Here is a 23,509-nt window from a genome sequence, read left to right on the forward strand (position 1 = left end):
CGTGGCTTAACCTCTTTTACGTCGATAAGCAGGCGCGCTTTGCGGCTTGGGTGTGGTTTCAGCAAGCGACATCGTGACGCCCGCGAACTCTTTCATCACCCGGCGGTAAACGTCGCGCTTAAACGACACCACCTGACGAACCGGGTACCAGTAGCTTACCCATCGCCAGCCATCAAACTCAGGTGTACTGCTGGTTTGCATATTAATAGCCGTATCGCTGCCGACCAGTTGTAGAAGAAACCACTTCTGCTTCTGACCGATACAAACCGGCTTTGTGTCCCAACGCACCAAACGTTTAGGCAGCTTGTAACGCAGCCAGTTACGGGTCGAGGCCAGGATCCGCACATCTTTGCGGCTTAACCCAACCTCTTCGAACAATTCCCGATACATTGCCTGCTCGGCGGACTCGCCTGGATTAATGCCCCCTTGCGGGAACTGCCACGAGTGCTGACCATAACGCCGGGCCCACATCACCTGGCCCTGACGGTTACAAATTACAATGCCGACATTTGGGCGGTAGCCATCGTCATCAATCACCGGACTACCTCAAAATAAGCTTCAATGTGAATGATTGTTTCACACTCGTTGGAAACGGTAAACCACTCTCTGTGTGGCGTGATAACGAATAACATTTGAATAACTCACAGTAATCACCCGAGTTATAAACAGTGAACGCCATCCCCGGGCCATTTTATTCACTTTTTCTGTGGATAGAGTTGTGAAGAAGTACGGAATTAACCAGGGAAAACCCGGAGTAGTCCGAACGACGTAGAGATGGAACCATTTAATAATGACATACTATTCATTAAGTTATCATACTTCTCGCCGACAAATTACAGCATAACGTGATGATCATCACATATGCGATCCGGCAACTGATGAAAGATCGAACAATGCCGCTTTTATCCACAGATAAAGCACATTCGTCGGGCACATTTTGTCTAAAAATTCGATTTTCGTCGCACGTCAAGGCTGTAAATCGAACCAGTAGTGAGGCTTTTCCCCAGTTATCCCATTTTTCTGTGGATAACATGGTGTAAGATCCTGTTCATTGTCAGTGACCAGTTCTGGAAAACCCGTTTTCACTGTTTTCACAAACGGAAAAGTGGGATAAAAAACATATATAAATCATCAAATTGGTATAGTTACCCATAAAAAGGTAAACTCTATCCACAACGCACAAAAATAGCGCTCATTTTTTGACCAGAGGTTTTCTATCATGCCAGCCATCGCTCCGCTTACCGCTCCGCCGCAAAGTCAGGAGCAACTTCTTGCTCAGGCCCAGCGGCTGGCGGGCTATTCGCTGGGTGAACTGGCGGCGCTGGCAGGGATCCCTATTCCTCGCGATCTGAAACGCGATAAGGGCTGGATTGGCATCCTGCTGGAGATTTGGCTGGGCGCCAGCGCCGGAAGCAAACCCGAGCAGGATTTCGCCGCCTTAGGCGTGGAGCTGAAAACCATTCCCATTGACCGTCAGGGCCGACCTCTGGAGACCACGTTTGTTTGCGTAGCGCCGCTAACCGGTAATAGCGGCGTGACCTGGGAAAGCAGCCACGTACGGCATAAGCTGCAACGCGTGCTGTGGATCCCGGTAGAAGGCGAGCGCGAAATCCCGCTGGCGGAACGCCGCGTCGGCGCGCCGCTGCTGTGGACGCCGGACGAGGAAGAAGATCGCCAGTTGCGTATGGACTGGGAGGAGTTGATGGATCTTATCGTGCTCGGCCAGGTTGAACGAATCACCGCCCGCCACGGCGAAGTACTGCAACTGCGCCCAAAAGCGGCCAACAGCAAAGCGCTAACGGAAGCGATCGGCGCCCACGGCGAGCCGATCCTCACCCTACCGCGCGGCTTTTATCTGAAAAAAAACTTCACCGCCGCGCTGCTTGCGCGTCATTTTCTCTTAGGCCATGAATAATTTTTTGTTCTGCCATAACGCCTGCATATAATTACCACTTTATTTTTTGCAGGACTTTGAACAATGTTATTTGCATGGATAACCGATCCTAACGCCTGGCTGGCGCTCGGCACGCTGACGCTGCTGGAGATCGTTCTCGGGATCGATAATATTATTTTTCTCTCTCTGGTTGTCGCTAAGCTTCCCACCGCTCAACGCGCCCATGCGCGGCGTATCGGGCTAATGGGAGCCATGCTGATGCGTCTCGGCCTGCTGGCGTCTATCGCCTGGGTCGTTAAGCTCACCAACCCGCTCTTCACCATATTCGGGCAGGAGATCTCGTTTCGCGACCTGATCCTGCTGCTCGGCGGCCTGTTCCTTATCTGGAAAGCGAGTAAAGAGATCCACGAATCTATTGAAGGCGAGGAAGAAGGTCTTAAAACCAACGTCCACTCCTTCTTTGGCGCCATCGTGCAGATCATGCTGCTGGATATCATCTTCAGCCTTGATTCAGTCATTACCGCCGTGGGTCTCTCCGATCATCTGTTCATTATGATGGCCGCGGTGGTGATTGCGGTTGGAGTGATGATGTTTGCCGCGCGTCCGATCGGCGACTTCGTTGACCGTCACCCGTCGGTCAAAATGTTGGCGTTGTCGTTTCTGATCCTCGTCGGCTTCACCTTGATGCTGGAGAGCTTCGATGTGCATGTCCCGAAAGGTTACATCTACTTCGCGATGTTCTTCTCCATTGCGGTCGAAACGCTCAACCTGATGCGCAATAAGAAAAACCCGCTGTAAGCCACAAAATTGCAGTCCGAAAGCGGGCTGCAATCCTTTTTAAGACTTTACTGCTTTTTATGTCTCACAAATCAGGCTATTAATATACTGGTACGAGGTGCGGCCATAAGAGAGGTAATGACGATGAAAAAATGGGCAGTATTGATTTCCGCCGTAGGACTGGCGTTCTCGGTTTCCGGTTGCAGCAGCGATTATGTCATGGCGACAAAAGATGGACGTATGATTCTTACCGACGGTAAACCGGCGGTTGACGATGACACCGGTTTGATAAGCTACGAAGATCAGCAAGGCAATAAAATGCAGATCAACCGCGACGACGTGTCACAAATTATTAAGCGTTAAGCTTTTTCGTCGGTTAACCGCATATTTTCCGACAACCACAGCCACAGAAAAGAGTCGGGATCCCCCTGCTATATCCCCAGGGCAGCCCCCTTCAGGATCTCCAGACCCGGCTTTTTTGATATTTTCCCTTTCTCTTTTTCTCTCCCTCTGCCATGTTGTTATTCCCATCAGCCTGCAAGCGCTTTGAAGTTTGTGGGGAGATAGTTTTGTCGGGAAACTCCTGACCTTGTTGATAAAAATAAGGAAGCCGGCTATGCAGTATCACCGTATCCCACACAGTTCTCTTGAAATCAGCACGCTGGGGCTGGGCACAATGACGTTTGGTGAACAAAATAGCGAGGCCGACGCTCATGAACAGCTCGACTACGCCGTAAGTCAGGGAATCAACCTGATTGATGTCGCCGAAATGTATCCTGTCCCGCCGCGCCCGGAAACCCAGGGTCTGACCGAAACCTACGTCGGCAACTGGCTGGCGAAACGCGGCAACCGCGAAAAGCTGATTATCGCCTCTAAAGTCAGCGGTCCGGCGCGCAATAACGACAGCAGCATTCGCCCGAATCACGCGCTGGATCGCAAAAACATTCGCGACGCGCTGCACGACAGCCTCAAACGTCTGCAAACCGATTATCTCGACCTCTATCAGGTACACTGGCCGCAGCGCCAGACCAACTGTTTCGGCAAGCTGGGCTATACCTGGAGCGACTCTGCGCCGGTGGTCACCCTGCTCGATACGCTGGAAGCCCTCACCGAATTCCAGCGCGCCGGTAAAATCCGCTATATCGGCGTCTCTAACGAAACCGCCTTTGGCGTCATGCGCTATCTGCATCTGGCCGATAAGCACGACCTGCCGCGCATCGTCACGATTCAAAACCCGTACAGCCTGCTTAACCGCAGCTACGAAGTGGGGCTGGCGGAAGTGAGCCAATATGAGGGCGTTGAGCTGCTGGCGTATTCATGCCTGGCGTTCGGTACGCTGACCGGTAAGTACCTCAACGGCGCGCAGCCGGCTGGCGCACGCAATACGCTATTTAGCCGCTTTACCCGCTACAGCGGCGAGCAGGCGCAGAAAGCGGTGGCCGCTTATGTGGACATTGCCAAACGCCACAATCTCGATCCGGCGCAAATGGCGCTGGCCTTTGTGCGTCGCCAGCCGTTTGTCGCCAGCACCCTGCTCGGGGCCACGACTATGGAGCAGCTCAAGACCAACGTCGAAAGTTTGCATCTTGAGCTGAGCGAAGAGGTGTTAGCGGAGATTGAGGCGGTGCATAAGGTGTATACCTACCCGGCGCCATAAGAGGGTAAAAACCCCGGGTAGCGGCTAACGCCTTACCCGGGCTACCGGAGAGCAGACATTTGTGAATCCGTCCCTCTCCGGGGATTATTTACGCCGTCCCCACCACCACAGCGCAGCGATGGCTAGCGCAAAGACCGCGCCAAATCCTATCCCCACGCCAACCGGCGGGATCCCAACGCTGACCGCCAGCGAGTACAGCCCCAGCATGAGCAACATCGCCACGTTTTCACCGAGGTTCTGTACCGCAATGGCGTTACCTGCGCCAACGGTATGTTTCCCGCGCTCCTGCAGCAGCGCGTTCAGCGGTACGATAAAGAAGCCGCCACACACCCCAAGCAGTAGCAGTAGGCCAAATGCCGGTAGTAGCGACTGCTGTACCGCGAAGACGATCACCGCGACGCCAATCAATATCCCGGCGGGCATACAGCGCGAGACGGTTTCCAGCGTGACCAGCTTCGCCGCTGCGCCAGCGCCAACCACAATCCCGACGGCGACCATCGCATTGAGGTAGGTCGGCATCGCGTTACTGGTGATCCCAAGCGCCACCGGCACCCAAATCACCAGCAGGAAGCGCAGCGTCACCCCCGCCCCCCAGAACAAGCTGGTGCCCATCAATGAGAAACGCGTTTCACTATTACGCCACAACGTCTTACAGGCGCTGAAGAAGCTATGCGTCATCGGCCTGAAACGCCACGACTGCCCAGGACGAGCCGCCGGGAGTTTCGGGATCCACAGGTTAGCAACCACTGCGCCGCCATAAACCAGCGCACAAACGATAAGCGCCGCCAGCACGTGCCAGTCCGCAAGAATACCGCCCGCCATCGAGCCCAGCAGGATCGCCGCGATGGTCGACGACTCCATCAGTCCGTTAGCCTTCACTAACTTATCGCCGGTGGTCAGTTCGCCCAGAATACCGTATTTCGCCGGCGAATAGGCCGCCGCGCCAATACCCACCAGCGTATAGCCGATAAACGGATTGACGCCAAAGCAAATACACCCGGCGCCGAGCAGCTTCAGGCCATTAGCGACCATCATCACCCGGCCTTTGGCGAAGCTATCGGCAAATTGCCCGACAAACGGCGCAAAGAGAATGTAAGCGCCCACAAACAACATCTGCAATACCGGCTGACTCCACTCCGGATAGTAGAGCTGCTTCATCAATGCCAGGGTGGCGAACAGCAGCGCATTATCGCCGAAGGCCGACAGGAACTGGGCGCAGATCACCGCCATCATCCCTTTCGAGTACAGTGAAGCGTTAGTGTGCACTGACTCACTCATGTGTATGTTCCGCCTCTTCAACCATGCCTTTCAGGGTGACAAAGTCCGGCTTGCCGCTGCCCAGTACCGGCAGCTGTTTCAGCCAACGAATATCGCGCGGTACCGCCAGCTCCGGTACGCCGTGTTCACGCGCGTAGCGCAGCAGCTTTTCGCGATTGAGTTCATTATCGGTGGTAAACAGCACCAGCGCCTCGCCTTTGCTGGCGTCCTGCTTAATGGCCGTGGCGTGCATTTTGTCCGGCGAGACCGCCAAAGCGACCTGCTCGACCATCTCCAGCGAGACCATCTCGCCGGCGATTTTGGCGAATCGCTTGGCGCGACCCTGAATACGGACGTAGCCCTGCTCGTCAAAGACGACGATATCGCCGGTGTCGTACCAGCCGCTCTCCACTTCACCGTGCTGGTTTTCCGCCGTCGGCGCTTCCAGCACGCCGGGGTTTTCTACCCGCAGATAGCCTTTCATGATGTTTGGCCCTTTCAACTGCAGGCGGCCCCCCTGCTCGATGCCCGGCATCGCCAGCAATCGGGCATCCATCCCCGGAAGAATGCGCCCGACGGTACCGACTTTCGCCGCCATCGGAACGTTGATGGAGACCACCGGCGCACATTCGGTCACGCCGTAGCCTTCAAGGATGCGCAGGCCAAATTTGTCCTGCCACAGCTGTTTGGTGCTGTCCTGCAGTTTTTCCGCCCCTGCCACCACATAGCGCAGACGATAAAAATCATATGGGTTGGCAAAGCGGGCATAGTTGGCGAGGAAGGTTGAGGTGCCGAACAACACGGTACAGTTACGATCGTAGACCAGCTCCGGCACCACCCGATAGTGCAGCGGGCTTGGATAGAGGAACACTTCCGCGCCGGTGAATAGCGGCGTCAGCAGGCCGACCGTCAGGCCGAAGGAGTGGAACAGCGGCAGCGCCGACATAAAGCGATCGTTGGCGGTAAAATCGGCGATGGTTTTAATCTGTTCCACGTTAGCCAACAGGCTTTTATGGCTATGCACCACCCCTTTTGGGTTCCCCTCCGAACCGGAGGTAAAGAGGATCATCGCCGCATCTTCCGGCTGCTGCTTGACCTGCGCCAGACGCCGCGCCAGCAGATGGCCAAATATCCACAGCTTGTCGGCGGTAGTGACATCGCCTTTCAGATCTTCCAGAAACACCCAGCGCACCTGAGTCAGCTGCTCCGGCAGGTGCCAGAGTTTGCCTTTATCGAGGAAGGTACGGGAAGTAAAAATGGTTTTGATTTCCGCGGCGGTAATCGCGCTGCTGAGTCCTTTGACGCCGGCGGTATAGTTCATCATTGCCGGGATACGCCCGCGGGCAATCGCGCCGAAAATCACCGCCGCGCTGATACCGGCGTTAGGCAGCATCAGGCCGATTTTCTCGCCCTGCGCGCTGTATTTTTCCAGAATACGCGCGACGAACAGCGTTTTGGTCAACAGTTTCCGGTAGGTATCCGGCTGGAAATTAATATCTTCCACGCAGTTTTTACGCGCGCCAAAGCGGTCCTGCGCCGCCAGTAGCGACTCATACAGCGTTTCACGCGGGCGCACCGCCATGCGCGCTTCCATCATAATCTGGTGCAGCATTTCGCCGGCGATTTTTCGCCGATCGCGGGCGCGCGGCGCTTCCGGCATCGGCAGATGCGTCGGCGGCAGTAAATGGAGCTGAATACGCGGGAACAGGCGGCGTTTTACCAGCCCCTTAAGACGGCTGAACGGCGTAAGTTCGGCGCCTTCGATTCGCAGCGGCACAATGGTCGCTTTCGACTTCGCCGCCACAAACGCCGCGCCGTCGTAGATTTTCATCAGCGAACCGCTTACCGAAATACGCCCTTCCGGAAAGATAACCACCGGGCGCCCCTGCTCAATCAAGCGCACCAGATGCTTAATTGACATCGGCTTAGTGGGGTCCAGCGGAACAAAGTCGATAAGCGGCGTCAGCGCCCGCATAAACCAGCGCTGGCTAATCGAGGTATAGACCGCAAACACCGGCCGAACGGGCAGAAAGAGCGCCAGTAAAATACCGTCGAGAAATGAGACATGATTTGGCGTAATTAATACTTTTTCCTGATAGAGCGCCTGAGTGTCTCCGGTCAATCGTACCCGGTACAATCCTTTGAACAGTAATCGAAAAAATCCCAACAGCATAACGACTCCGCGTGGCTGATTTAGTATTCCGAGCAGGTTACATGAGAAGGCGGGGAAAAGCAGTGTGGGGGAAGAAAATTCAGAATAAAAAAAACCTGCGCATCCGCGCAGGTCGGTGCAAGATAATCAGTACGAAGTGCGTACTTAAGAAACTCACCAATCAATACCTCTGGGACCCTGATTGTCGCGTTTTTACCCGCGATCGCGCCAGCGCGAAAACGCAAGGGAATGAGCCTAAGTGCAACCAGGTATTACGATTCTCGCTATCTGTAACAGCATGAATAACAGGCAAAAAAAAACCTGCGCATCTGCGCAGGTTGGTGTAATTAAGTGGTCAACGTGACGTTGACTCCACCTATCAATACCTCTGGGATAGCCAGAGTATCAATGCAGCACTCAACGAAACCAGCGAACATTCGCAACAGCTAATCGCAAAGTGTAAGCAAAGATGAGAATTCTCTTTTCACCGTTGCATCCCACGCATTGTGCTGTGTAACTTTGTCACCGCTAATCCTTGTCTGCGTCACATTTGTATCAACCAGAATGGCCGTAGCCTTGAATCCGCTGCGCTTTCCCGTAACATAACTATCATGTAAACGCTTACCCTAAAAAAGGTCAGGTATGGCGACAATTAAGGATGTAGCCCGACTCGCAGGAGTCTCCGTCGCTACCGTCTCACGCGTTATCAACAACTCGCCAAAAGCGAGTGAAGCCTCTCGTCAGTCGGTAACGGCGGCGATGGAAACCCTGAACTACCACCCCAACGCCAACGCCCGCGCGCTGGCGCAGCAGTCGACGGAAACCATCGGTCTGGTGGTGGGCGACGTTTCCGATCCCTTCTTCGGCGCGATGGTTAAAGCCGTCGAGCAGGTGGCCTACAGCACCGGTAATTTTCTGCTTATCGGCAACGGCTATCACAATGTGCAAAAGGAACGTCAGGCAATTGAACAGCTGATCCGCCACCGCTGCGCGGCGCTGGTAGTGCACGCTAAAATGATCCCCGACGACGAGCTGGCGGGGCTGATGAAACAGATCCCCGGCATGGTGTTAATTAACCGCATCGTACCGGGTTTCGAACAGCGTAGCGTGGCGCTCGATGACCGCTACGGCGCCTGGCTGGCGACGCGCCATCTGATTCAGCAGGGCCACAGCCGCATTGGCTATATCTGCTCTAACCACGCGATTTCCGATGCCGAAGACCGGCTGCAAGGTTATTACGATGCCCTGAAAGAGAGCGGCCTGCCCGTCAATGACCGGCTGGTCACCCTCGCCGAGCCTGACGAAAGCGGCGGCGAGCTGGCGATGACCGAGCTATTAGGCCGCGGCAGAAACTTTACCGCCGTCGCCTGTTACAACGATTCAATGGCCGCAGGCGCAATGGGGGTGCTCAACGATAACGGTATCGAGGTGCCGCAGGAAATTTCGCTGATTGGCTTCGATGACGTGCTGATCTCGCGCTACGTGCGCCCTCGCCTGACCACCGTGCGTTATCCGATCGTCACCATGGCGACCCAGGCGGCGGAGTTGGCCCTGGCATTGGCGGAACAGCGCCCGGCGCCGGAAATCACTCACCTCTTCAGCCCGACGCTGGTGCGCCGTCACTCAGTGATAACGCCCGCGGAAAGTGACAAGTCGTAGCGGTACAGGCTCACGGCGGTGGCCGGGTAATCCAGGCCCTCGCCGATATAGCGCCAGCCAAAGCGTTCGTAAAAGTCGCGGCAGGCGGAATAGAGATAAAGCTGCGGATAACCGCACTGGCGGGCATAGTCGATGACGTGCCGCTGCAGCTTCCCAGCCAGCCCCTGCCCGCGCGCCGTTTCGGCGACAAACAGTGCCGCCATCCAGGGAAACAGATCCTGACGGCTGAGCAAATCGCAACGCCACAGCCCTACGGTCCCCAGCAGCGCCTCGCCTTCGGTGGCGATAAAGGTCAGCGGCAGCGCCCCCGGCGTTTGGCTATGTTCAACAATACTGCTAAAAAACGCCTGCGGTAAGGCATCGCCGGCAAAAGCCTGCCATAGCCACTCCGCCACCTGCGGCCCATGCTGCGGCGCGGCGTACAACGGTTGAATCTGCATTTTTTCCCCCTGTGAATCGATGAATTCTAGCGCGCCGCGCCCGCCCGCGCATCAAGGGTCTGAAAATGCCTTCAACAGGATTTCCGCAAAAAGCGTGATCGCGATAGTCTTTGCCGTCGTCAGGTTCATATCCCTCTGAATGACTGTGATAAACTGCGCCCTATCACCGGTTATCAGGAATCGACGAATGGCAACAATGCTGGATGTCTCAATACGCGCAGGCGTCTCGAAAGCGACGGTTTCCCGCGTGTTGAACGGCACAGGTCAGGTAAAAGAGAGTACCCGTCAACAGGTCTTCAAAGCGATGGAAGAGCTGGGCTACCGGCCTAATTTTCTCGCCCGTTCGCTGGCGAATCGCACCAGCAACAGCATTGGCCTGGTGGTATCGACATTCGACGGTTTTTACTTTGGCCGCTTACTGCAGCAGGCCTCGCGTCAAACGGAAGCCTGGGGCAAGCAGCTTATCGTCACCGATGGCCACGATGCGCCCGAGCGGGAAGAAGAAGCGGTGCAAATGTTGGCCGACCGTCAGTGTGACGCCATCGTGCTCTACACCCGCCATATGAGCGAACAGAAAATCATGTCGCTTATCGAAACCATTGAAACGCCGCTGGTGGTGATCAATCGCGATGTTAGCCAAGCGCGGGAACGCTGCGTGTTCTTTGAACAGCAGGAAGCGGCGTTTCAGGCCGTCGACTATCTGATTTCCCAGGGGCATCGCGATATCGCCTGCCTGACCGTGCCGATGCATACCCCAACGGGTAAAGCGCGCCTGGCGGGCTACCGCAGCGCGCTGGAAAAACACGGAATTGCGTGGGAACCGGCGCGGGTCAAATACGGCGATTCAACGATGACCCGCGGTTATGAGCTGTGTCGGGAATTATTAGAAGAGAAAACGCCGTTTAGCGCGCTCTTCTCCTGTAACGATGATATGGCGTTGGGCGCCTCGAAAGCGCTATATCAGGCGGGGCTGCGCATTCCGCAGGACGTATCGCTCTTCGGCTTTGACGACGCTCCTAGCGCGAAGTGGCTGGAGCCGGGATTATCAACGGTTTATCTGCCGATCGACAATATGATTACCACCGCCATCGACCAGGCGATTAAGCTCGCCAACGCACAGCCGATCGAAACCATCCCGCCGTTCACCGGTACGCTGGTACTGCGTGAATCGGTGACGACGGGGCCATTCTTTAAATAAGCTCCAGCGCCAGCAGTTCTTCAATGGTCTGGCGACGGCGAATCAGGCGCGCGCTGTCGTTATCAAACAGCACTTCCGGTAGTAACGGGCGGCTGTTGTAGTTTGAAGACATCGATGCGCCGTAGGCGCCGGTATCGTGCAGCACCAGGTAATCCCCCGGCGCGACCGCCGGCAGCAGGCGAGTTTCCACTTTGCCGCCCTCCTGCTGGGTAAAGACGTCGCCGGATTCGCACAGCGGCCCCGCGACCACGGTTTCCAGCTGCGGCTCGCCGCTCAGGTCGCGCCCGTCCGCCGCCAGCGCGGTAATATGATGATAGCTGCCGTACATGGCCGGGCGCATCAAATCGTTAAAGCCGGCGTCGATCAGCACGAAGTGGCGGCTGCCCATCTCTTTCACGCTACGCACCTGTGATACCAGCACGCCGGACTCCGCCACCAGGAAACGCCCCGGTTCAATCTCCAGCTTCACCGGATGCCCCAGATGTTTGGCGATCTGCTCGCGCGCCGCATTCCACAGGCCAAAGTAGTGATCGGTATCGATCGCCTCTTCGCCTTCATGATACGGGATCGATAATCCGCCGCCAGCGGAGATCGCCTGCAGATCCTGACCAAACTCCACCACCTGGCGCACCATCGCGCCGCATACTTGCTCAAGGTGGCCGTAATCAACGCCGGAGCCGATATGCATATGGATGCCGACCAGCTGTAGCGAATGGCGGCGAATCACCTCCAGCGCCTGCGGCAGCTGGCTGAACCAGATACCGTGTTTGCTGTTTTCGCCGCCGGTATTGGTCTTCTGGCTGTGGCCGTGGCCAAATCCTGGATTGACCCGCAGCCAGACGCGGTGGCCCGGCGAGACTTCACCCAGTTGGCTAAGCATATCCACGGATCCGGCATTCACTGGGATCTGTAATGCTTTCACCCGCTCGAGGGTCGCGCGATCGATCAGATCGGCGGTAAAGACGATATCGTCCGGATGCTGCACGGGATCGTAACCTGCCGCCAGCGCGCGTTCGATCTCGCCAAGCGACACCGAATCCACCTTCACGCCCTGCTCGCGCATCAGACGCAGAATATGAATATTGGAGCAGGCCTTCTGCGCAAAACGCACTACGTCAAACTGGCTAAGTTGGGCAATATGGCGGCGGATAATCTGCGCGTCATAGACCCATACCGGGCAGCCGAACTCAGCGGGCAGGCGCAGTAGATTGTCAGCGGTCAGATCGGTATCGGTGGCGTTCAGCGAGCGTGGCATAAGGACTCCGGTGCGTGCGTGTGTTTGTCGATGTTTTTTCCGATTACGCCACAGCGGGAAGAGAATAAAAAATATCGTTTTGTCGCGAGTCTATGCAAAAATGATATGGCTATCTGATGCTAACCGGGAGCCGCCCATGCCTGCCGTCAACTTACGCCATATTGAGATTTTCCACGCGGTGATGACCACCGGCAACCTGACCGAAGCGGCGCGGATGCTGCACACCTCGCAGCCGACGGTCAGCCGTGAACTGGCGCGCTTTGAGAAAGTACTCGGCTTAAAGCTGTTTGACCGCGCCCGCGGCCGTCTGCAGCCGACGGTCCAGGGGCTGCGACTGTTTGAAGAAGTACAGCGCTCGTGGTACGGGCTGGATCGCATCGTTAGCGCCGCGGAGAGCCTGCGCGAATTCCGCCAGGGAGAGCTGTCGATAGCCTGTCTGCCGGTCTTTTCGCAGTCATTTCTACCGCTGCTGCTACAGCCATTCCTCGCGCGCTATCCGGACGTCAGCCTGCAGATCGTGCCGCAGGAGTCGCCGCTGCTGGAGGAGTGGCTGTCCGCCCAGCGCCACGATTTAGGGTTAACGGAAACGCTGCATACGCCGGCCGGCACCGAGCGCACGCCGCTGCTGACCTTAAATGAGGTCTGCGTACTGCCACAGGATCACCCGCTGGCCGCGAAAACCGAACTCACCCCCGCCGACTTCCACGGCGAAAACTATATCAGCCTGTCGCGCACCGACAGCTACCGCCAGCTGCTTGATGCGCTGTTTATGGAGCACCAGGTAAAACGACGGATGGTAGTGGAAACCCACAGCGCGGCGTCGATCTGCGCGATGGTGCGCGCCGGAGCGGGCATTTCGGTGGTCAACCCGCTCACCGCCCTCGACTACGCTGAGAGCGGCGTGGTGGTGCGGCGATTCAGCGTCGATGTGCCCTTTACCGTCAGCCTAATCCGCCCGCTACATCGCCCCGGTTCCGCGCTGGTCGACGCCTTTGTCCAGCATCTGCAAACCAGCCTGCCGCGTATCGAACAGCCGCTGGCGGCGGTACTTAAGAGAGCATAAATTCCACCGCGTCGGCGGCATGGATCGCCGCGGTATCAAATACCGGCAACGGGCTACTCGTTTCCGGTACCAACAGGCCGATTTCGGTGCAGCCGAAGATAACGCCTTCCGCCCCCTGCGCCGCCAGCGCCTCGATGACCTGCAGATAATAGTCGCGCGAGGCGTCGCTAAAGGTGCCGAGGCACAGCTCATCAAAAATAATCTGATTGATGCGCGCCCGATCGTCGGCCTGTGGGATCAGCGTCTCAATGGCAAACTGCTGCTGCAGACGGCCGCGATAAAAATCCTGCTCCATGGTGTAGCGGGTACCCAATAGCGCGACCCGACGCTGGCCTTTAGCGCTGATAGCCCGCCCGGTGGCGTCGGCGATATGCAGGAACGGCACCTCGCAGCGGGCTTCAATCGCATCAGCCACCTTATGCATGGTGTTGGTGCACAGCACGATACCCTCGGCGCCGGCCTGCTGTAGCCCCAGCGCCGCCGCGGCGAGGATCTCGCCGGCGCGATCCCATTCCCCTGCCGACTGGCAGGCTTCAATCTCATGAAAATCAACGCTATGAAGCAACAGGCTGGCGGAATGCAGGCCGCCGAGCCGCGCTTTAATGCCTTCATTAATTAACCGGTAATAGGGAATGGTGGATTCCCAGCTCATGCCGCCCAGCAGGCCGATGGTTTTCATTATCTGCTCCTTTATGGTTTGCTCCAGTGAAGCAAACCTGCCGATAACTTTCCACTGTTGCTGTTGGGCGGCGGCCACATCAGAAGAAATATTTAAAGCGCACGCGCGCGCCATAGCGTTCGTCGGCGTTCCCGCCCTGCTGGGCCGACGAATCCAGCCATGAGGCATAGGCGCCGAGATAAATATTAAAGTTCGGCATATCCATGATATTCGGCAGTTGCCAGGAGGTATGAATCGTGTGGATGTCATAGCGGCCCGGCGTCAGGATCGCGCAGTCGCCATCGCACTCGCCGCTGACCCCCGCCATGTTGAACTGGTCGATTTTGTTGTGCGCGTAGATATATCCCAGCTCGACGCGATGCCACAGCGCGTTGATACCGGCGCTGAAATCCTCTTCATCCGCCGCATCCAGATAAGCGGTGCTGAGGTTCACCACCATGCCATCCTCGGCATCGGTTTTCAGCGTATTCCAGCTCATGGTCAGTCCGTAGCCGGTACGGTTGGACTGATCGACCCAGCGTCCATGCTGGTTTTGATAGCCATAGGCATTGTTCACCAGGTTGCTCTCAACCGCCGCCGCCACTGACCACGGGCCGGATTGCCAGGCCGCCACCGGCCGCACATAGACCACGTTTTTATGATTTTCGAGCGCGTTGCCGTGATAGTTTTGATCGACGAATAACGAGCTGCCGTCTTCCACCAGCGTGTTGAGCTCAAAGTACCAGTTATCGAGATATTTGCTCAGCAGGAAATTACCGCCGCTGCTGCTACGCCCGCGCCCCTCTTTCATCATGTAGATATAACCGTAACCGTCGCTATAGAGATCGTTGGCGGTATTACCAGAATATTCAATAAACGTATCCTGATTCAGCGGGAACATATCGTAGGCTTCAAAGCGCCCCACTTTTATTTTCCAGTCATTTTCCTGACCAAAGAAAAATACGGCATCATCAAGATTCATTTTCCCGGTCATATCCGCCAGCGGCTGTACGCTAAAGCCGGAGTATTTACCATTCGCGCCTTTACGTAAGCCATCGAACCCTAACAAAATACGCCCATTGATATCCCAGCGTTCTTTATCCCCCGGCGCCCAGTTCTTATTCGCGCTGGTTTTTACCGAGGTCAGGCTGCCGGTTCGGCTGGCGCCATCCATATTAAATTCAACATCACCGTAAAATTTTAAATCGACATCTTTATTCACCGCCAGCGCGGGCGCGGCAACCGTCGCGGGCGCTGGCGCGCTGCTTTTAGCCGTCGTGCGCTCCTGCTGCTTCAGTTCGCGGATTTCCGCCTCGGCGTTTTGCGCACGCTGCTCGGTGGCTTTTAAGCGCTGCTCCATCTGCGCCAGGCGCTCCTCAAGCGAAAGCGTTTGCTGCGCGCCGGCGGCGGGAATAAATAAAGACGAGATAAGACATCCAACCCAGATTTTATTCATCGTTAGACCCTGCTTATTATATATTAAAGGTATTGTTTTATTATTTTGGTAAATATTAAATACCCGCCAGCGATTGCTAACGGGTGATTCTGGTTAATGACTCTTTAATTAGATATTCCACGCTCCGCCATCAATTAATGCCGCTCTGCCGCTCCAGGAAAATAAAGCTAATTCCCGGCGCCGGGCATCAGGATAAATACGGCTGCTGAGGCAGGCTTCGCCATCATTGACGAAAACCTCAACGGATGAGCTATCGAAAAATAGCCGCAGCTTCAACGCCGAACCGGCCGGTAACGCAACGCTGCGGGTGCCGCACAAACCATATTGCGGATAGCGGCGCTCCAGCACCAGACGCTGCATCTGATTGTCGACATATACCCTCAGCCCTTCGCCAAAGCTCAAACCGTACTGCTCGGCGCAGCTATTGGCCTTATCCCAATGCAGGTTGACCTCCATGGTTTCGCAGTGCTCTACCATCGTCAGCTGCTGATTCTTCAACGAACTGACCGGCCACGGGAACCAGTCGCGGCGCAGGCCTTCCACCTCTTTTGCCGGACGCATCAATAACCGATTATTCGCGCCGAGGCTTAACTCGCGCGGCAGCGACAGCATACCGGCCCAACCGTCCTGCTGCTCCGGCAGCGGCGACTCCCACATGTCCAGCCAGCCGATAACAATTCGTCGGCCATCGGGGGTGAGGAAGCTTTGCGGCGCATAGAAATCGTGGCCGCTGTCGAGTTCGACAAACGCCTCTTCGCGGACAAAAGGTTGCCCCGGCTGCCAGTCTCCCAGCAGGTAGCCGCTCTGGAATAAATTGCGCCGGGCAAAGCCGTCTGCGGCCATCCCCTGCGGCGAGAACATCAGCACCCGCTTACCATCGAGTTCAAAGAAATCCGGGCACTCCCACATGTAGCCCATCCCCGCTTCGGCCTGGGCAAGAATACCGGCGTCCTGCCAGTGGCGCAGGTCGGCGGAACGGTACAACCGCACCTGGCCGACGTCGTCTACCCGCGCGCCGACCACCATGTACCAGCTTTCACCTTCACGCCATACTTTCGGGTCGCGAAAATGGTGCATCCCCGGCGGGGTATCAATGACCATCCCCTGGCGCTCAAAATGGATGCCATCGCGGCTGGTCGCCAGACACTGGACCTGGTACAGATTATTTTCATCAGCGGGATCGCCATGAAATTTATGGCCGGTGTAGATAAGCGCCAGCGTATCACCATCAACCACCGCCGAGCCGGAGAAGCAGCCGTCTTTATCTTCCGGCCCTTCCGGCGCCAGCGCCACCGGCAGGTGTTCCCAATGCACAAGATCCTTGCTGCGCGCGTGGCCCCAGTGCATCGGCCCCCACTGGTTTGAATACGGGTGGTGCTGATAAAACGCGTGGTACCAGCCGTCGAACCATACCAGCCCGTTGGGGTCGTTGATCCAGCCGGCACGGGCCGCCAGGTGATAACGCGGATACCAGCGCGGGTTGAGATCCACGCTTTTCGTCTGCAGTTCCCGCTCCGCGTTACTAATGGAATACATCATATTCATTTCTCTTTTCAGTCAGATAGTGGATGGCTGCGACATGAGCGAATCCGAAGAGGCCTTATTGGATCGCAGCAGGAAGATGGAGATGAAGGTGGTACAGAACACCAGCAGTCCCATGATCAAATAGGAGTCGGCGAAGCCGTATTTTTCATAGCTATAGCCCGCCAGCGGCGACAGTACGGTGGCGATAACCGAACTGGTGCAGGCGAAACCAACCAGGTACAGGGTGGAAGAAAGGCGTTTATCAAAGTTCAGGCTGTTGTATTTAAAGATGGAAACCAGCAGCACCGGCAATTCCACGGCGTGCAGCAGTTTCGTAATCGAGATCAGAACCGGGCCTTCCACCAGCCCGGAGGCCACCATGCGCATCGCCATCACCATGCCGGCGAAGATCAGGCCGTTTTTCGCGCCGATGCGGTTGACCAGCCACGGGGCGCAGAACATCCCCGCCGCTTCGAGGAACACCTGGAATGAGTTGAGATAGCCATACATCGCGTTCCCTTCATGCAGCGTGGCGAACTGCGAAGAGAAATAGACCGGGAATTGCTGGTCGTAAACGCCGTAAATACAGGTGCCGACGACGAAAAACACCAGCGCCCAGAAGCGCGGCAGCGTCAGCAGGCGCAGCGCGTCTTCCAGCGTGACTTTACCGCCACTGACCGCCTCCTGCATGGCGTGCGGCGCTGAAGAAACCTTAAGCCGCGCCAGCAACATGAAGAAAACCAGACCGGAACAGCTGGCGACGGCGAAATTCAGCTGTGGGTTAATGTTGAACAGCAGCCCGGCGAAAAAGGTCGCCACCGCCCAGCCCAGCGATCCCCACATCCGCGCTTTGCCGAATTCAAACTGGCTTTGCCGCGCCACGCGCTCGGTATAGGACTCCAGCACGCCAATGCCGCCGTTAAAGGTCAGGCCGATATAGATGCCGCCAAAAATACTGCCGAGCAGCACGTTGATTTTGAGCAGATAGCCAAACAGCAGATAGGCCGGCCCGGAAAGGATCAGTAAGACCGTGATATACCAGAGTAAGTTTTTGCGCAGCCCCAGTTTATCCTGGATAAAGCCGTAGCAAATCTGGGCGAATAGCGCCGAGACCGACAGCACCGCGTAGATAATGCCGGTATCCCCGGCTTTCAGCCCTACCTCCTGATGTAGCCAGATGGAAAGCAACGAGCCGGAAGAAGACCAGGTAACAAAAAAGAAAAACAGTAAGGCACTGAGTAAGGGGTAGCTGTGAGAGTGATGTGTCTTCATCATGACATTCTCGTGTTGGAGTAATGCGCAAATGGTAACGTTAACAAAAAACAACTCTCATCTGATTTTGTGACGATTCATGATGTTAATCACAAAAGTTAACGTTAACATAATGGAGATGAGATCGCGATCAACTATTCCTCGCCATGCTTCACCATCGGGCTGGGATAGACTATCGTATGATCCTTTTACATCAGCGACTTAGTTGTATACCGGAGTAATCACCATGGCATCCCTGAAAGATGTAGCGAAGCTAGCCAACGTCTCACTGATGACGGTATCCCGCGCGCTGAACAGCCCGGAGCGCCTGAAGGCGGAAACGCTCGCCCGCGTACAGGCAGCGATTGAACAGACCAATTACGTCCCCGACCTGTCGGCGAAGAAAATTCGCGGCGCCCGGGCAACGCCGAGCACCATCGGCGTACTGGCGCTGGACACGGTGACCACCCCTTTCTCGGTAGAGATAACGCTCTCTATCGAAGAGACGGCGCGGGCCCACGGCTGGAACAGTTTTGTGGTCAACATGTTCTCGGATGACAACCCTGATGCCATTCTCGACCTGCTGCTTTCCCATCGCCCGGACGGCATCATTTACACCACCATGGGGCTGCGCCAGGTTCCGCTACCGGCAAAATTGTTGACGCTGCCCTGTGTACTGGCCAACTGCGAAAGCCTGAACGAGAACGTCGCCAGCTATATTCCGGATGATGAACAGGGCCAGTACGACGCGGTGAAAGCGCTGCTGGCCGCCGGCTATCGCCGCCCGCTCTGTTTGCATCTTCCGGCAAGGCATCTGGCGACGATACGCCGCCGACAGGGGCTGGAACGCGCCTGCCGTGAGGCGCAGATTGATCCGGATACGCTCGATCACGGCTATATGACCTACGGTGACGAACACTATCGCGATATTCCCGGCCAGCTGCTGGCCCATATTGAGCAAGGTAAACCGCGGTTTGATTCCGTGGTGTGCGGCAACGATCGCATCGCTTTTATGGTCTACCAGACGCTGCTGGCGCAGGGCCTGCGAATTCCTGAAGATGTGGCGGTGGTGGGTTATGACAACATGGTGGGGATTGGCGATCTGTTCCTGCCGCCGCTGTCGACGGTGCAGTTACCACATTATGAAATTGGCCGCCTGAGCGCCCTGCATATCATTAACGGCGACAGCCATCGGGATACCGTTAAGGTTCCCAGCCCGTGGCTGCCGCGCGAATCAATGTGATCAGTTGCCGATGTTACGCAGCTTTTCGCCGGACATCAGCTTGCGTTCGATGTGCTCCAGCGTCACGTTTTTGGTTTCCGGGATCAGCCAGAAGGTCACGCCGATAAAGGCCACGTTCAGCGCGGTATAGAGCCAGAACGTGCCTGCCGCGCCAATCGCGTCCAGCAGCGTCAGGAAGGTCGCGCCAATAATCATGTTCGACACCCAATTGGTAGTGGTCGAACAGGTGATGCCGAAGTCGCGGCATTTTAGCGGCTGGATCTCGGAGCACAGGATCCAGACTACCGGCGCGGCGCTCATCGCGTACCCGGCAATACACATCATGGTCATTCCCACCGATAACCAGGAGAGGCCGCTGCCGGCGGTACCGTTATCAAACTGCATCAGGCAGTAGCCCAGCACCAGGGTGCCCAACGCCATCACGCTAAAGCCGATTTTCAATGCCGGTTTACGCCCGGCCTTGTCGACGGTAAACACCGCGATAAAGGTCGCGAACATGAAGGTCAGGCCGACCACCAGCGTGGCGATCATCTGCTGCTCGGTGGTGGTAAAGCCGGCCATTTTGAAGATCCGCGGCGCGTAATACATGATGATATTCATGCCGGTAAACTGCTGCATCGCCTGCAATAACATGCCGAGGAATACCGCCCGACGCACGTTGCGGTTCACTTTGAACAGCGCCCAGCCGCCCTGCTTGAGCTTCAGGCTTTCGCGGATTTCATTCAGCTCATCGCGCGCCTTTTCCGAGGTATCGCGCAGCATGCGCAGCACTTCTTCGGCCTCGATATGGCGGCCTTTTTCCGCCAGCCAGCGCGGGCTGTTAGGCAGGAACACCACCAGGATAATCAGCAATATCGCCGGCAGCGCCAGCACGCCAAGCATCGCCCGCCAGTTGCCGCTGTAGCTGAAGGCGGTATCAGATAAGAAGGCCAGCACGATGCCAAGGGTGACCATCAACTGATACATGCTGATCATCTTGCCGCGAACGTTTTCGCTTGCCATTTCAGAAAGATAGAGCGGTGCGGTATAAGAGGCGATACCGACGGCGACGCCAAGGACAATACGCGCCACCAGCAGCATCTCGACGCTGGTGGCGAATGCCGAGCCGATAGAGCCCGCCACAAATAGCACCGCGCCAACCATCAAACTGTATTTACGGCCAAGACGGAAAGAGAGCCAGCCGTTGAACAGCGCGCCGATCGCCGCGCCAAGCATCATACTGCTGACCACCCACTCCTGCAGACGGCTGGATAAAACGAAATGATCGGTGATGAAAGGTAGCGCCCCGGCAATCACGCCGATATCAAGGCCGAATAACAAACCCGCCACCGCGGCGGCAATGGAGACAAACTGGTTCATGCGCCGGGTGTTGCGCTGCGCATTGGGGAGTAAACCCGGATCGGTGGTCAATGAAGTCATTTTTTTCCTGCCTCAACAGAGTATGCGTGCAGTGAAAGTACGGGATCGCAGGGCTAAGGTGTCAGGCGGGAGATGGCGAAGATATGGATAAAACGGCTGGCAGCATTGTTTTTGTGATGGACATTAAACTTTATCTTATGCAAAAAATGCTGTCCGATCGTCAAAACAACCCTGATGAATGGCGAGTATTTTATTTTCCATTACTAACGAGTATGGATTATTTAAACCTCATGATATGGACGATCATTGTTCAGAAAACAACCCGCCGGTTGGCGGGTTGTTCGACTATGTCTGTTAGCGCGCCAGCCAACCGCCATCTACCGCCACGGTGTAGCCGTTGATGTAATCGGATGCGCTGGAGGCGAGAAACACCACCGGCCCCATTAAATCGCTCGGCAGGCCCCAGCGGCCGGCCGGGATACGGTCGAGAATTTCCGCGCTGCGCTGTTCATCGGCGCGTAACTGCTGGGTATTGTTGGTTGCCATGTAGCCGGGGGCAATGGCGTTAACATTGATATTATGCTTTGCCCATTCATTGGCCAGCAGGCGAGTTACGCCCATGACGCCGCTTTTCGAGGCGGTGTAGGACGGCACGCGGATCCCGCCCTGGAACGACAGCATGGAGGCAATATTGATGATCTTGCCGCCGTTACCCTGAGCGATGAAGTGCTTCGCCGCGGCCTGAGACATGAAAAAGACGCTTTTGATGTTCAGGTTCATCACGTCATCCCAGTCCTTCTCGCTGAATTCGATAGCATCCTGACGGCGGATTAGCCCCGCGTTATTGACCAGAATATCGATGTGGCCAAATTCCGCCACCGCGCGCTCAAGCAACTGCGGAATACCATCTATCTGCCGCAGGTCGGCGGTGAGGCTCAAAAAACGACGCCCCAGCGCGGTAACGCGCTCGATGGTTTCCGTTGGCTCAACGATATTAATACCGACGATATCGCAGCCCGCTTCCGCCAGCCCAACCGCCATGCCCTGGCCTAAACCGGTGTCGCAGCCGGTCACTACCGCGACTTTCCCCTGAAGAGAGAATGCATCAAGAATCATATCTGGTTCCTTTCTTTCACGGCCTGCTCACCACAGGCAAGGTTCTGAGGTTAAGAAGAACTCCTGGAACATCCCCATCATAAAAATAAAACAGAGTTCCGTTTTGCTAATGCTCACATAGTAGACCGCGGAAAAATCATTTTCAATGACAATTAAAACAACGTTTCATTTTTTATGATTAAAAATGATAAAAACGCAAAACGGATCACATCGCCAGGGAGCGGTGACCTGTGTAAACACTTAAAATACAACTGGTTAGCTTATCTTTGAAAAATAAGCGCAGAGAATGAAAATCTGGTAGAAAAACGAAGAAAGGAAGATCGGTGAGGATGATGGACCTCGCGCCAAAGACGGCGCGAGATCGTATTATGCGCGCTCCACCGCCAGCGCAACGCCCTGACCGCCGCCGATACACAGCGTCGCGAGCCCTTTACGCGCATCGCGCTTAATCATTTCATGTACCAGCGACACCAGAATACGGCAGCCGGACGCGCCAATCGGATGCCCCAGGGCGATAGCCCCGCCGTTAACGTTAACCCGCCGTTCATCCCACTCCAGCACTCTGCCAACGGAGATAGCCTGGGCGGCAAAAGCTTCATTAGCTTCGATTAAGTCAACCTCATCCAGCTGCCAGCCCGCGCGCTCAAGGCAGCGCCGGGTGGCATGTACCGGCGCGATACCCATTAGCGCCGGATCGACGCCGACGCTGGCGAAGGCGCGAATGCGCGCCAGAATCGGCAGCCCCAGCTCCTGGGCCTTTGACTCGCTCATCATCATCACCGCCGCCGCGCCATCGTTAATACTCGATGCATTACCCGCGGTCACCGACCCAAGCTGGTCGAAGGTCGGCATCAGGCTGGCTAACCCTTCAGCGCTGGCATCCATCCGAGGCTGCTCATCGGTATCCACCAGCCGTTTACTGCCGTTATGCTCGGTGGCGACTGGCACAATTTCATCGCGAAACCGCCCGGAGTCTATCGCCCGCCGCGCTTTTTGCTGCGAGCTAAGCGCCCAGGCGTCCTGTAATTCTCGGCTAATCCCATACTCTCGCGCCAGATTTTCCGCCGTTACGCCCATATGGTAATCATTGAAAGCGTCCCACAGCCCATCATGCACCAGGCTGTCGATAAGCTGGCTATTGCCCAGCTGCGCGCCGGTTCGGCTGTCGGTAAGCACATGCGGCGCGCGGCTCATGTTTTCCTGGCCGCCGGCAATCACTACATCCGCTTCGCCGCACTGGATGGCCTGAGTCGCCAGGTGCAGCGCTTTCAGTCCGGAGCCGCAAACGTCGTTGATGGTGATCGCCGAAACGGTATTCGGCAGCCCGCCGCGGATCGCCGACTGACGCGCCGGATTCTGCCCGGTGCCCGCGGTCAGCACCTGACCGAGGATCACTTCATCAATGCACTGCGGATCGATTCCGCTCCGCTCGACTAACGCCTTCACCACCACGCTGCCCAATTCCACCGCCGAGTGACGCGCCAGCGTTCCCTGAAAACAGCCGATGGGCGTACGCAACGCGCCGACGATCACGACATCTTTCATCCTTT

General features: G+C 56.4%; 21 protein-coding genes. 9 read left to right on the plus strand and 12 right to left on the minus strand.

Features of this window, described 5'->3' with window-relative positions; translation table 11 throughout:
* Positions 1-6 precede the first annotated feature (6 nt).
* The gene (rppH, locus tag PGQ95_RS00735; protein WP_015703328.1) at positions 7-537 is read right to left on the minus strand and encodes an RNA pyrophosphohydrolase; all 531 of its coding nucleotides are present in this window, start codon (positions 535-537) and stop codon (positions 7-9) included.
* Positions 538-990: 453 nt separating this feature from the next.
* On the opposite strand from rppH, the gene PGQ95_RS00740 reads away from it, so the two are divergent.
* The 5 genes from PGQ95_RS00740 (at position 991) to PGQ95_RS00760 (ending at position 4,328) form a co-directional block, all read left to right on the plus strand.
* Positions 991-1,155 (plus strand): hypothetical protein, encoded by a 165-nt coding sequence (locus tag PGQ95_RS00740; protein WP_430916706.1) that lies wholly within the window; start codon positions 991-993, stop codon positions 1,153-1,155.
* 64 nt (positions 1,156-1,219) lie between these two features.
* A complete protein-coding gene (mutH, locus tag PGQ95_RS00745) occupies positions 1,220-1,915 on the plus strand; it encodes a DNA mismatch repair endonuclease MutH (protein ID WP_101705384.1) in 696 nt (231 codons plus the stop codon).
* Between the two features lie 63 nt (positions 1,916-1,978).
* A complete protein-coding gene (locus PGQ95_RS00750; RefSeq protein ID WP_213793500.1) occupies positions 1,979-2,692 on the plus strand; it encodes a TerC family protein in 714 nt (237 codons plus the stop codon).
* Positions 2,693-2,815: 123 nt separating this feature from the next.
* The gene (locus tag PGQ95_RS00755) at positions 2,816-3,034 is read left to right on the plus strand and encodes a YgdI/YgdR family lipoprotein (RefSeq protein WP_004867116.1); all 219 of its coding nucleotides are present in this window, start codon (positions 2,816-2,818) and stop codon (positions 3,032-3,034) included.
* A gap of 253 nt (positions 3,035-3,287) precedes the next feature.
* Positions 3,288-4,328 carry an NADP(H)-dependent aldo-keto reductase gene (locus PGQ95_RS00760; RefSeq protein ID WP_213316470.1) on the plus strand — a complete coding sequence of 347 codons (1,041 nt, stop codon included), beginning with the start codon at positions 3,288-3,290 and terminating at the stop codon, positions 4,326-4,328.
* Positions 4,329-4,412: 84 nt separating this feature from the next.
* On the opposite strand, the gene lplT is transcribed toward PGQ95_RS00760, so the two are convergent.
* Together lplT and aas are read right to left on the minus strand one after the other, a co-directional pair.
* On the minus strand, positions 4,413-5,606 hold the full coding sequence (gene lplT / locus PGQ95_RS00765) for a lysophospholipid transporter LplT (protein WP_113372966.1): 1,194 nt from the start codon (positions 5,604-5,606) through the stop codon (positions 4,413-4,415).
* Positions 5,599-7,758, minus strand: coding sequence for a bifunctional acyl-ACP--phospholipid O-acyltransferase/long-chain-fatty-acid--ACP ligase (gene aas / locus PGQ95_RS00770; RefSeq protein WP_430916709.1), 2,160 nt, complete (start codon positions 7,756-7,758; stop codon positions 5,599-5,601). Before aas ends, lplT begins: the two co-directional genes overlap by 8 nt.
* Positions 7,759-8,379: 621 nt before the next feature.
* Here aas and galR point away from each other — a divergent pair.
* Complete coding sequence (gene galR / locus PGQ95_RS00775; protein ID WP_213793501.1) at positions 8,380-9,396, plus strand: HTH-type transcriptional regulator GalR; 1,017 nt, start codon at positions 8,380-8,382, stop codon at positions 9,394-9,396.
* Here galR and PGQ95_RS00780 read toward each other — a convergent pair.
* Positions 9,357-9,836, minus strand: coding sequence for a GNAT family N-acetyltransferase (locus PGQ95_RS00780; protein ID WP_213316478.1), 480 nt, complete (start codon positions 9,834-9,836; stop codon positions 9,357-9,359). The two genes, galR and PGQ95_RS00780, sit on opposite strands and share 40 nt — an antisense overlap.
* A gap of 196 nt (positions 9,837-10,032) precedes the next feature.
* Here PGQ95_RS00780 and PGQ95_RS00785 point away from each other — a divergent pair, with 196 nt between their 5' ends.
* Positions 10,033-11,034, plus strand: coding sequence for a LacI family DNA-binding transcriptional regulator (locus tag PGQ95_RS00785; RefSeq protein WP_162750124.1), 1,002 nt, complete (start codon positions 10,033-10,035; stop codon positions 11,032-11,034).
* On the opposite strand, the gene lysA is transcribed toward PGQ95_RS00785, so the two are convergent.
* A complete protein-coding gene (lysA, locus tag PGQ95_RS00790) occupies positions 11,027-12,289 on the minus strand; it encodes a diaminopimelate decarboxylase (protein ID WP_271032172.1) in 1,263 nt (420 codons plus the stop codon). The two genes, PGQ95_RS00785 and lysA, sit on opposite strands and share 8 nt — an antisense overlap.
* A 136-nt stretch (positions 12,290-12,425) precedes the next feature.
* Here lysA and PGQ95_RS00795 point away from each other — a divergent pair, with 136 nt between their 5' ends.
* Entirely contained in the window at positions 12,426-13,352 is a 927-nt protein-coding gene (locus PGQ95_RS00795; RefSeq protein ID WP_087859682.1) for a LysR family transcriptional regulator, read from the plus strand.
* On the opposite strand, the gene PGQ95_RS00800 is transcribed toward PGQ95_RS00795, so the two are convergent.
* The 4 genes from PGQ95_RS00800 to PGQ95_RS00815 form a co-directional block, all read right to left on the minus strand.
* Positions 13,339-14,031: an aspartate/glutamate racemase gene (locus PGQ95_RS00800; protein ID WP_046883046.1), complete on the minus strand. Its 693-nt coding sequence runs from the start codon at positions 14,029-14,031 to the stop codon at positions 13,339-13,341. The two genes, PGQ95_RS00795 and PGQ95_RS00800, sit on opposite strands and share 14 nt — an antisense overlap.
* 79 nt (positions 14,032-14,110) lie before the next feature.
* Positions 14,111-15,466, minus strand: coding sequence for a carbohydrate porin (locus PGQ95_RS00805; RefSeq protein WP_113372970.1), 1,356 nt, complete (start codon positions 15,464-15,466; stop codon positions 14,111-14,113).
* A 108-nt stretch (positions 15,467-15,574) separates the two neighbouring features.
* Entirely contained in the window at positions 15,575-17,005 is a 1,431-nt protein-coding gene (locus PGQ95_RS00810) for a glycoside hydrolase family 32 protein (protein WP_430916712.1), read from the minus strand.
* Between the two features lie 18 nt (positions 17,006-17,023).
* Entirely contained in the window at positions 17,024-18,265 is a 1,242-nt protein-coding gene (locus tag PGQ95_RS00815) for an MFS transporter (protein ID WP_045373827.1), read from the minus strand.
* Positions 18,266-18,488: 223 nt separating this feature from the next.
* Here PGQ95_RS00815 and PGQ95_RS00820 point away from each other — a divergent pair, with 223 nt between their 5' ends.
* On the plus strand, positions 18,489-19,484 hold the full coding sequence (locus tag PGQ95_RS00820; protein ID WP_047077619.1) for a LacI family DNA-binding transcriptional regulator: 996 nt from the start codon (positions 18,489-18,491) through the stop codon (positions 19,482-19,484).
* Here the strand turns inward: PGQ95_RS00820 and araE are convergent, their stop codons facing one another.
* From araE to PGQ95_RS00835, 3 genes are all read right to left on the minus strand, one after another.
* On the minus strand, positions 19,485-20,903 hold the full coding sequence (gene araE, locus PGQ95_RS00825; protein WP_271032170.1) for an arabinose-proton symporter AraE: 1,419 nt from the start codon (positions 20,901-20,903) through the stop codon (positions 19,485-19,487).
* A gap of 294 nt (positions 20,904-21,197) precedes the next feature.
* Positions 21,198-21,959: a 2-dehydro-3-deoxy-D-gluconate 5-dehydrogenase KduD gene (kduD, locus tag PGQ95_RS00830; protein WP_015703339.1), complete on the minus strand. Its 762-nt coding sequence runs from the start codon at positions 21,957-21,959 to the stop codon at positions 21,198-21,200.
* Between the two features lie 366 nt (positions 21,960-22,325).
* Complete coding sequence (locus PGQ95_RS00835; protein WP_047039129.1) at positions 22,326-23,504, minus strand: acetyl-CoA C-acetyltransferase; 1,179 nt, start codon at positions 23,502-23,504, stop codon at positions 22,326-22,328.
* Positions 23,505-23,509 lie beyond the last annotated feature (5 nt).

The organism is Klebsiella sp. 141240 (assembly GCF_050600805.1).
Lineage (GTDB): Bacteria > Pseudomonadota > Gammaproteobacteria > Enterobacterales > Enterobacteriaceae > Klebsiella > Klebsiella aerogenes.

What these genes read in the sequence shown, in the direction of transcription:
- PGQ95_RS00785 (WP_162750124.1), top strand. Translation starts at nt 10,033, where the DNA reads ATGCTGGATGTCTCAATACGCGCAGGCGTCTCGAAAGCGACGGTTTCC.
- PGQ95_RS00815 (WP_045373827.1), bottom strand. Translation starts at nt 18,265, where the DNA reads ATGATGAAGACACATCACTCTCACAGCTACCCCTTACTCAGTGCCTTA.
- PGQ95_RS00755 (WP_004867116.1), top strand. Translation starts at nt 2,816, where the DNA reads ATGAAAAAATGGGCAGTATTGATTTCCGCCGTAGGACTGGCGTTCTCG.
- lysA (WP_271032172.1), bottom strand. Translation starts at nt 12,289, where the DNA reads ATGCCACGCTCGCTGAACGCCACCGATACCGATCTGACCGCTGACAAT.
- PGQ95_RS00820 (WP_047077619.1), top strand. Translation starts at nt 18,489, where the DNA reads ATGGCATCCCTGAAAGATGTAGCGAAGCTAGCCAACGTCTCACTGATG.
- PGQ95_RS00750 (WP_213793500.1), top strand. Translation starts at nt 1,979, where the DNA reads ATGTTATTTGCATGGATAACCGATCCTAACGCCTGGCTGGCGCTCGGC.
- araE (WP_271032170.1), bottom strand. Translation starts at nt 20,903, where the DNA reads ATGACTTCATTGACCACCGATCCGGGTTTACTCCCCAATGCGCAGCGC.
- PGQ95_RS00780 (WP_213316478.1), bottom strand. Translation starts at nt 9,836, where the DNA reads ATGCAGATTCAACCGTTGTACGCCGCGCCGCAGCATGGGCCGCAGGTG.
- PGQ95_RS00800 (WP_046883046.1), bottom strand. Translation starts at nt 14,031, where the DNA reads ATGAAAACCATCGGCCTGCTGGGCGGCATGAGCTGGGAATCCACCATT.
- PGQ95_RS00810 (WP_430916712.1), bottom strand. Translation starts at nt 17,005, where the DNA reads ATGATGTATTCCATTAGTAACGCGGAGCGGGAACTGCAGACGAAAAGC.
- lplT (WP_113372966.1), bottom strand. Translation starts at nt 5,606, where the DNA reads ATGAGTGAGTCAGTGCACACTAACGCTTCACTGTACTCGAAAGGGATG.
- PGQ95_RS00835 (WP_047039129.1), bottom strand. Translation starts at nt 23,504, where the DNA reads ATGAAAGATGTCGTGATCGTCGGCGCGTTGCGTACGCCCATCGGCTGT.
- kduD (WP_015703339.1), bottom strand. Translation starts at nt 21,959, where the DNA reads ATGATTCTTGATGCATTCTCTCTTCAGGGGAAAGTCGCGGTAGTGACC.
- PGQ95_RS00795 (WP_087859682.1), top strand. Translation starts at nt 12,426, where the DNA reads ATGCCTGCCGTCAACTTACGCCATATTGAGATTTTCCACGCGGTGATG.
- PGQ95_RS00760 (WP_213316470.1), top strand. Translation starts at nt 3,288, where the DNA reads ATGCAGTATCACCGTATCCCACACAGTTCTCTTGAAATCAGCACGCTG.
- aas (WP_430916709.1), bottom strand. Translation starts at nt 7,758, where the DNA reads ATGCTGTTGGGATTTTTTCGATTACTGTTCAAAGGATTGTACCGGGTA.
- galR (WP_213793501.1), top strand. Translation starts at nt 8,380, where the DNA reads ATGGCGACAATTAAGGATGTAGCCCGACTCGCAGGAGTCTCCGTCGCT.
- mutH (WP_101705384.1), top strand. Translation starts at nt 1,220, where the DNA reads ATGCCAGCCATCGCTCCGCTTACCGCTCCGCCGCAAAGTCAGGAGCAA.
- PGQ95_RS00805 (WP_113372970.1), bottom strand. Translation starts at nt 15,466, where the DNA reads ATGAATAAAATCTGGGTTGGATGTCTTATCTCGTCTTTATTTATTCCC.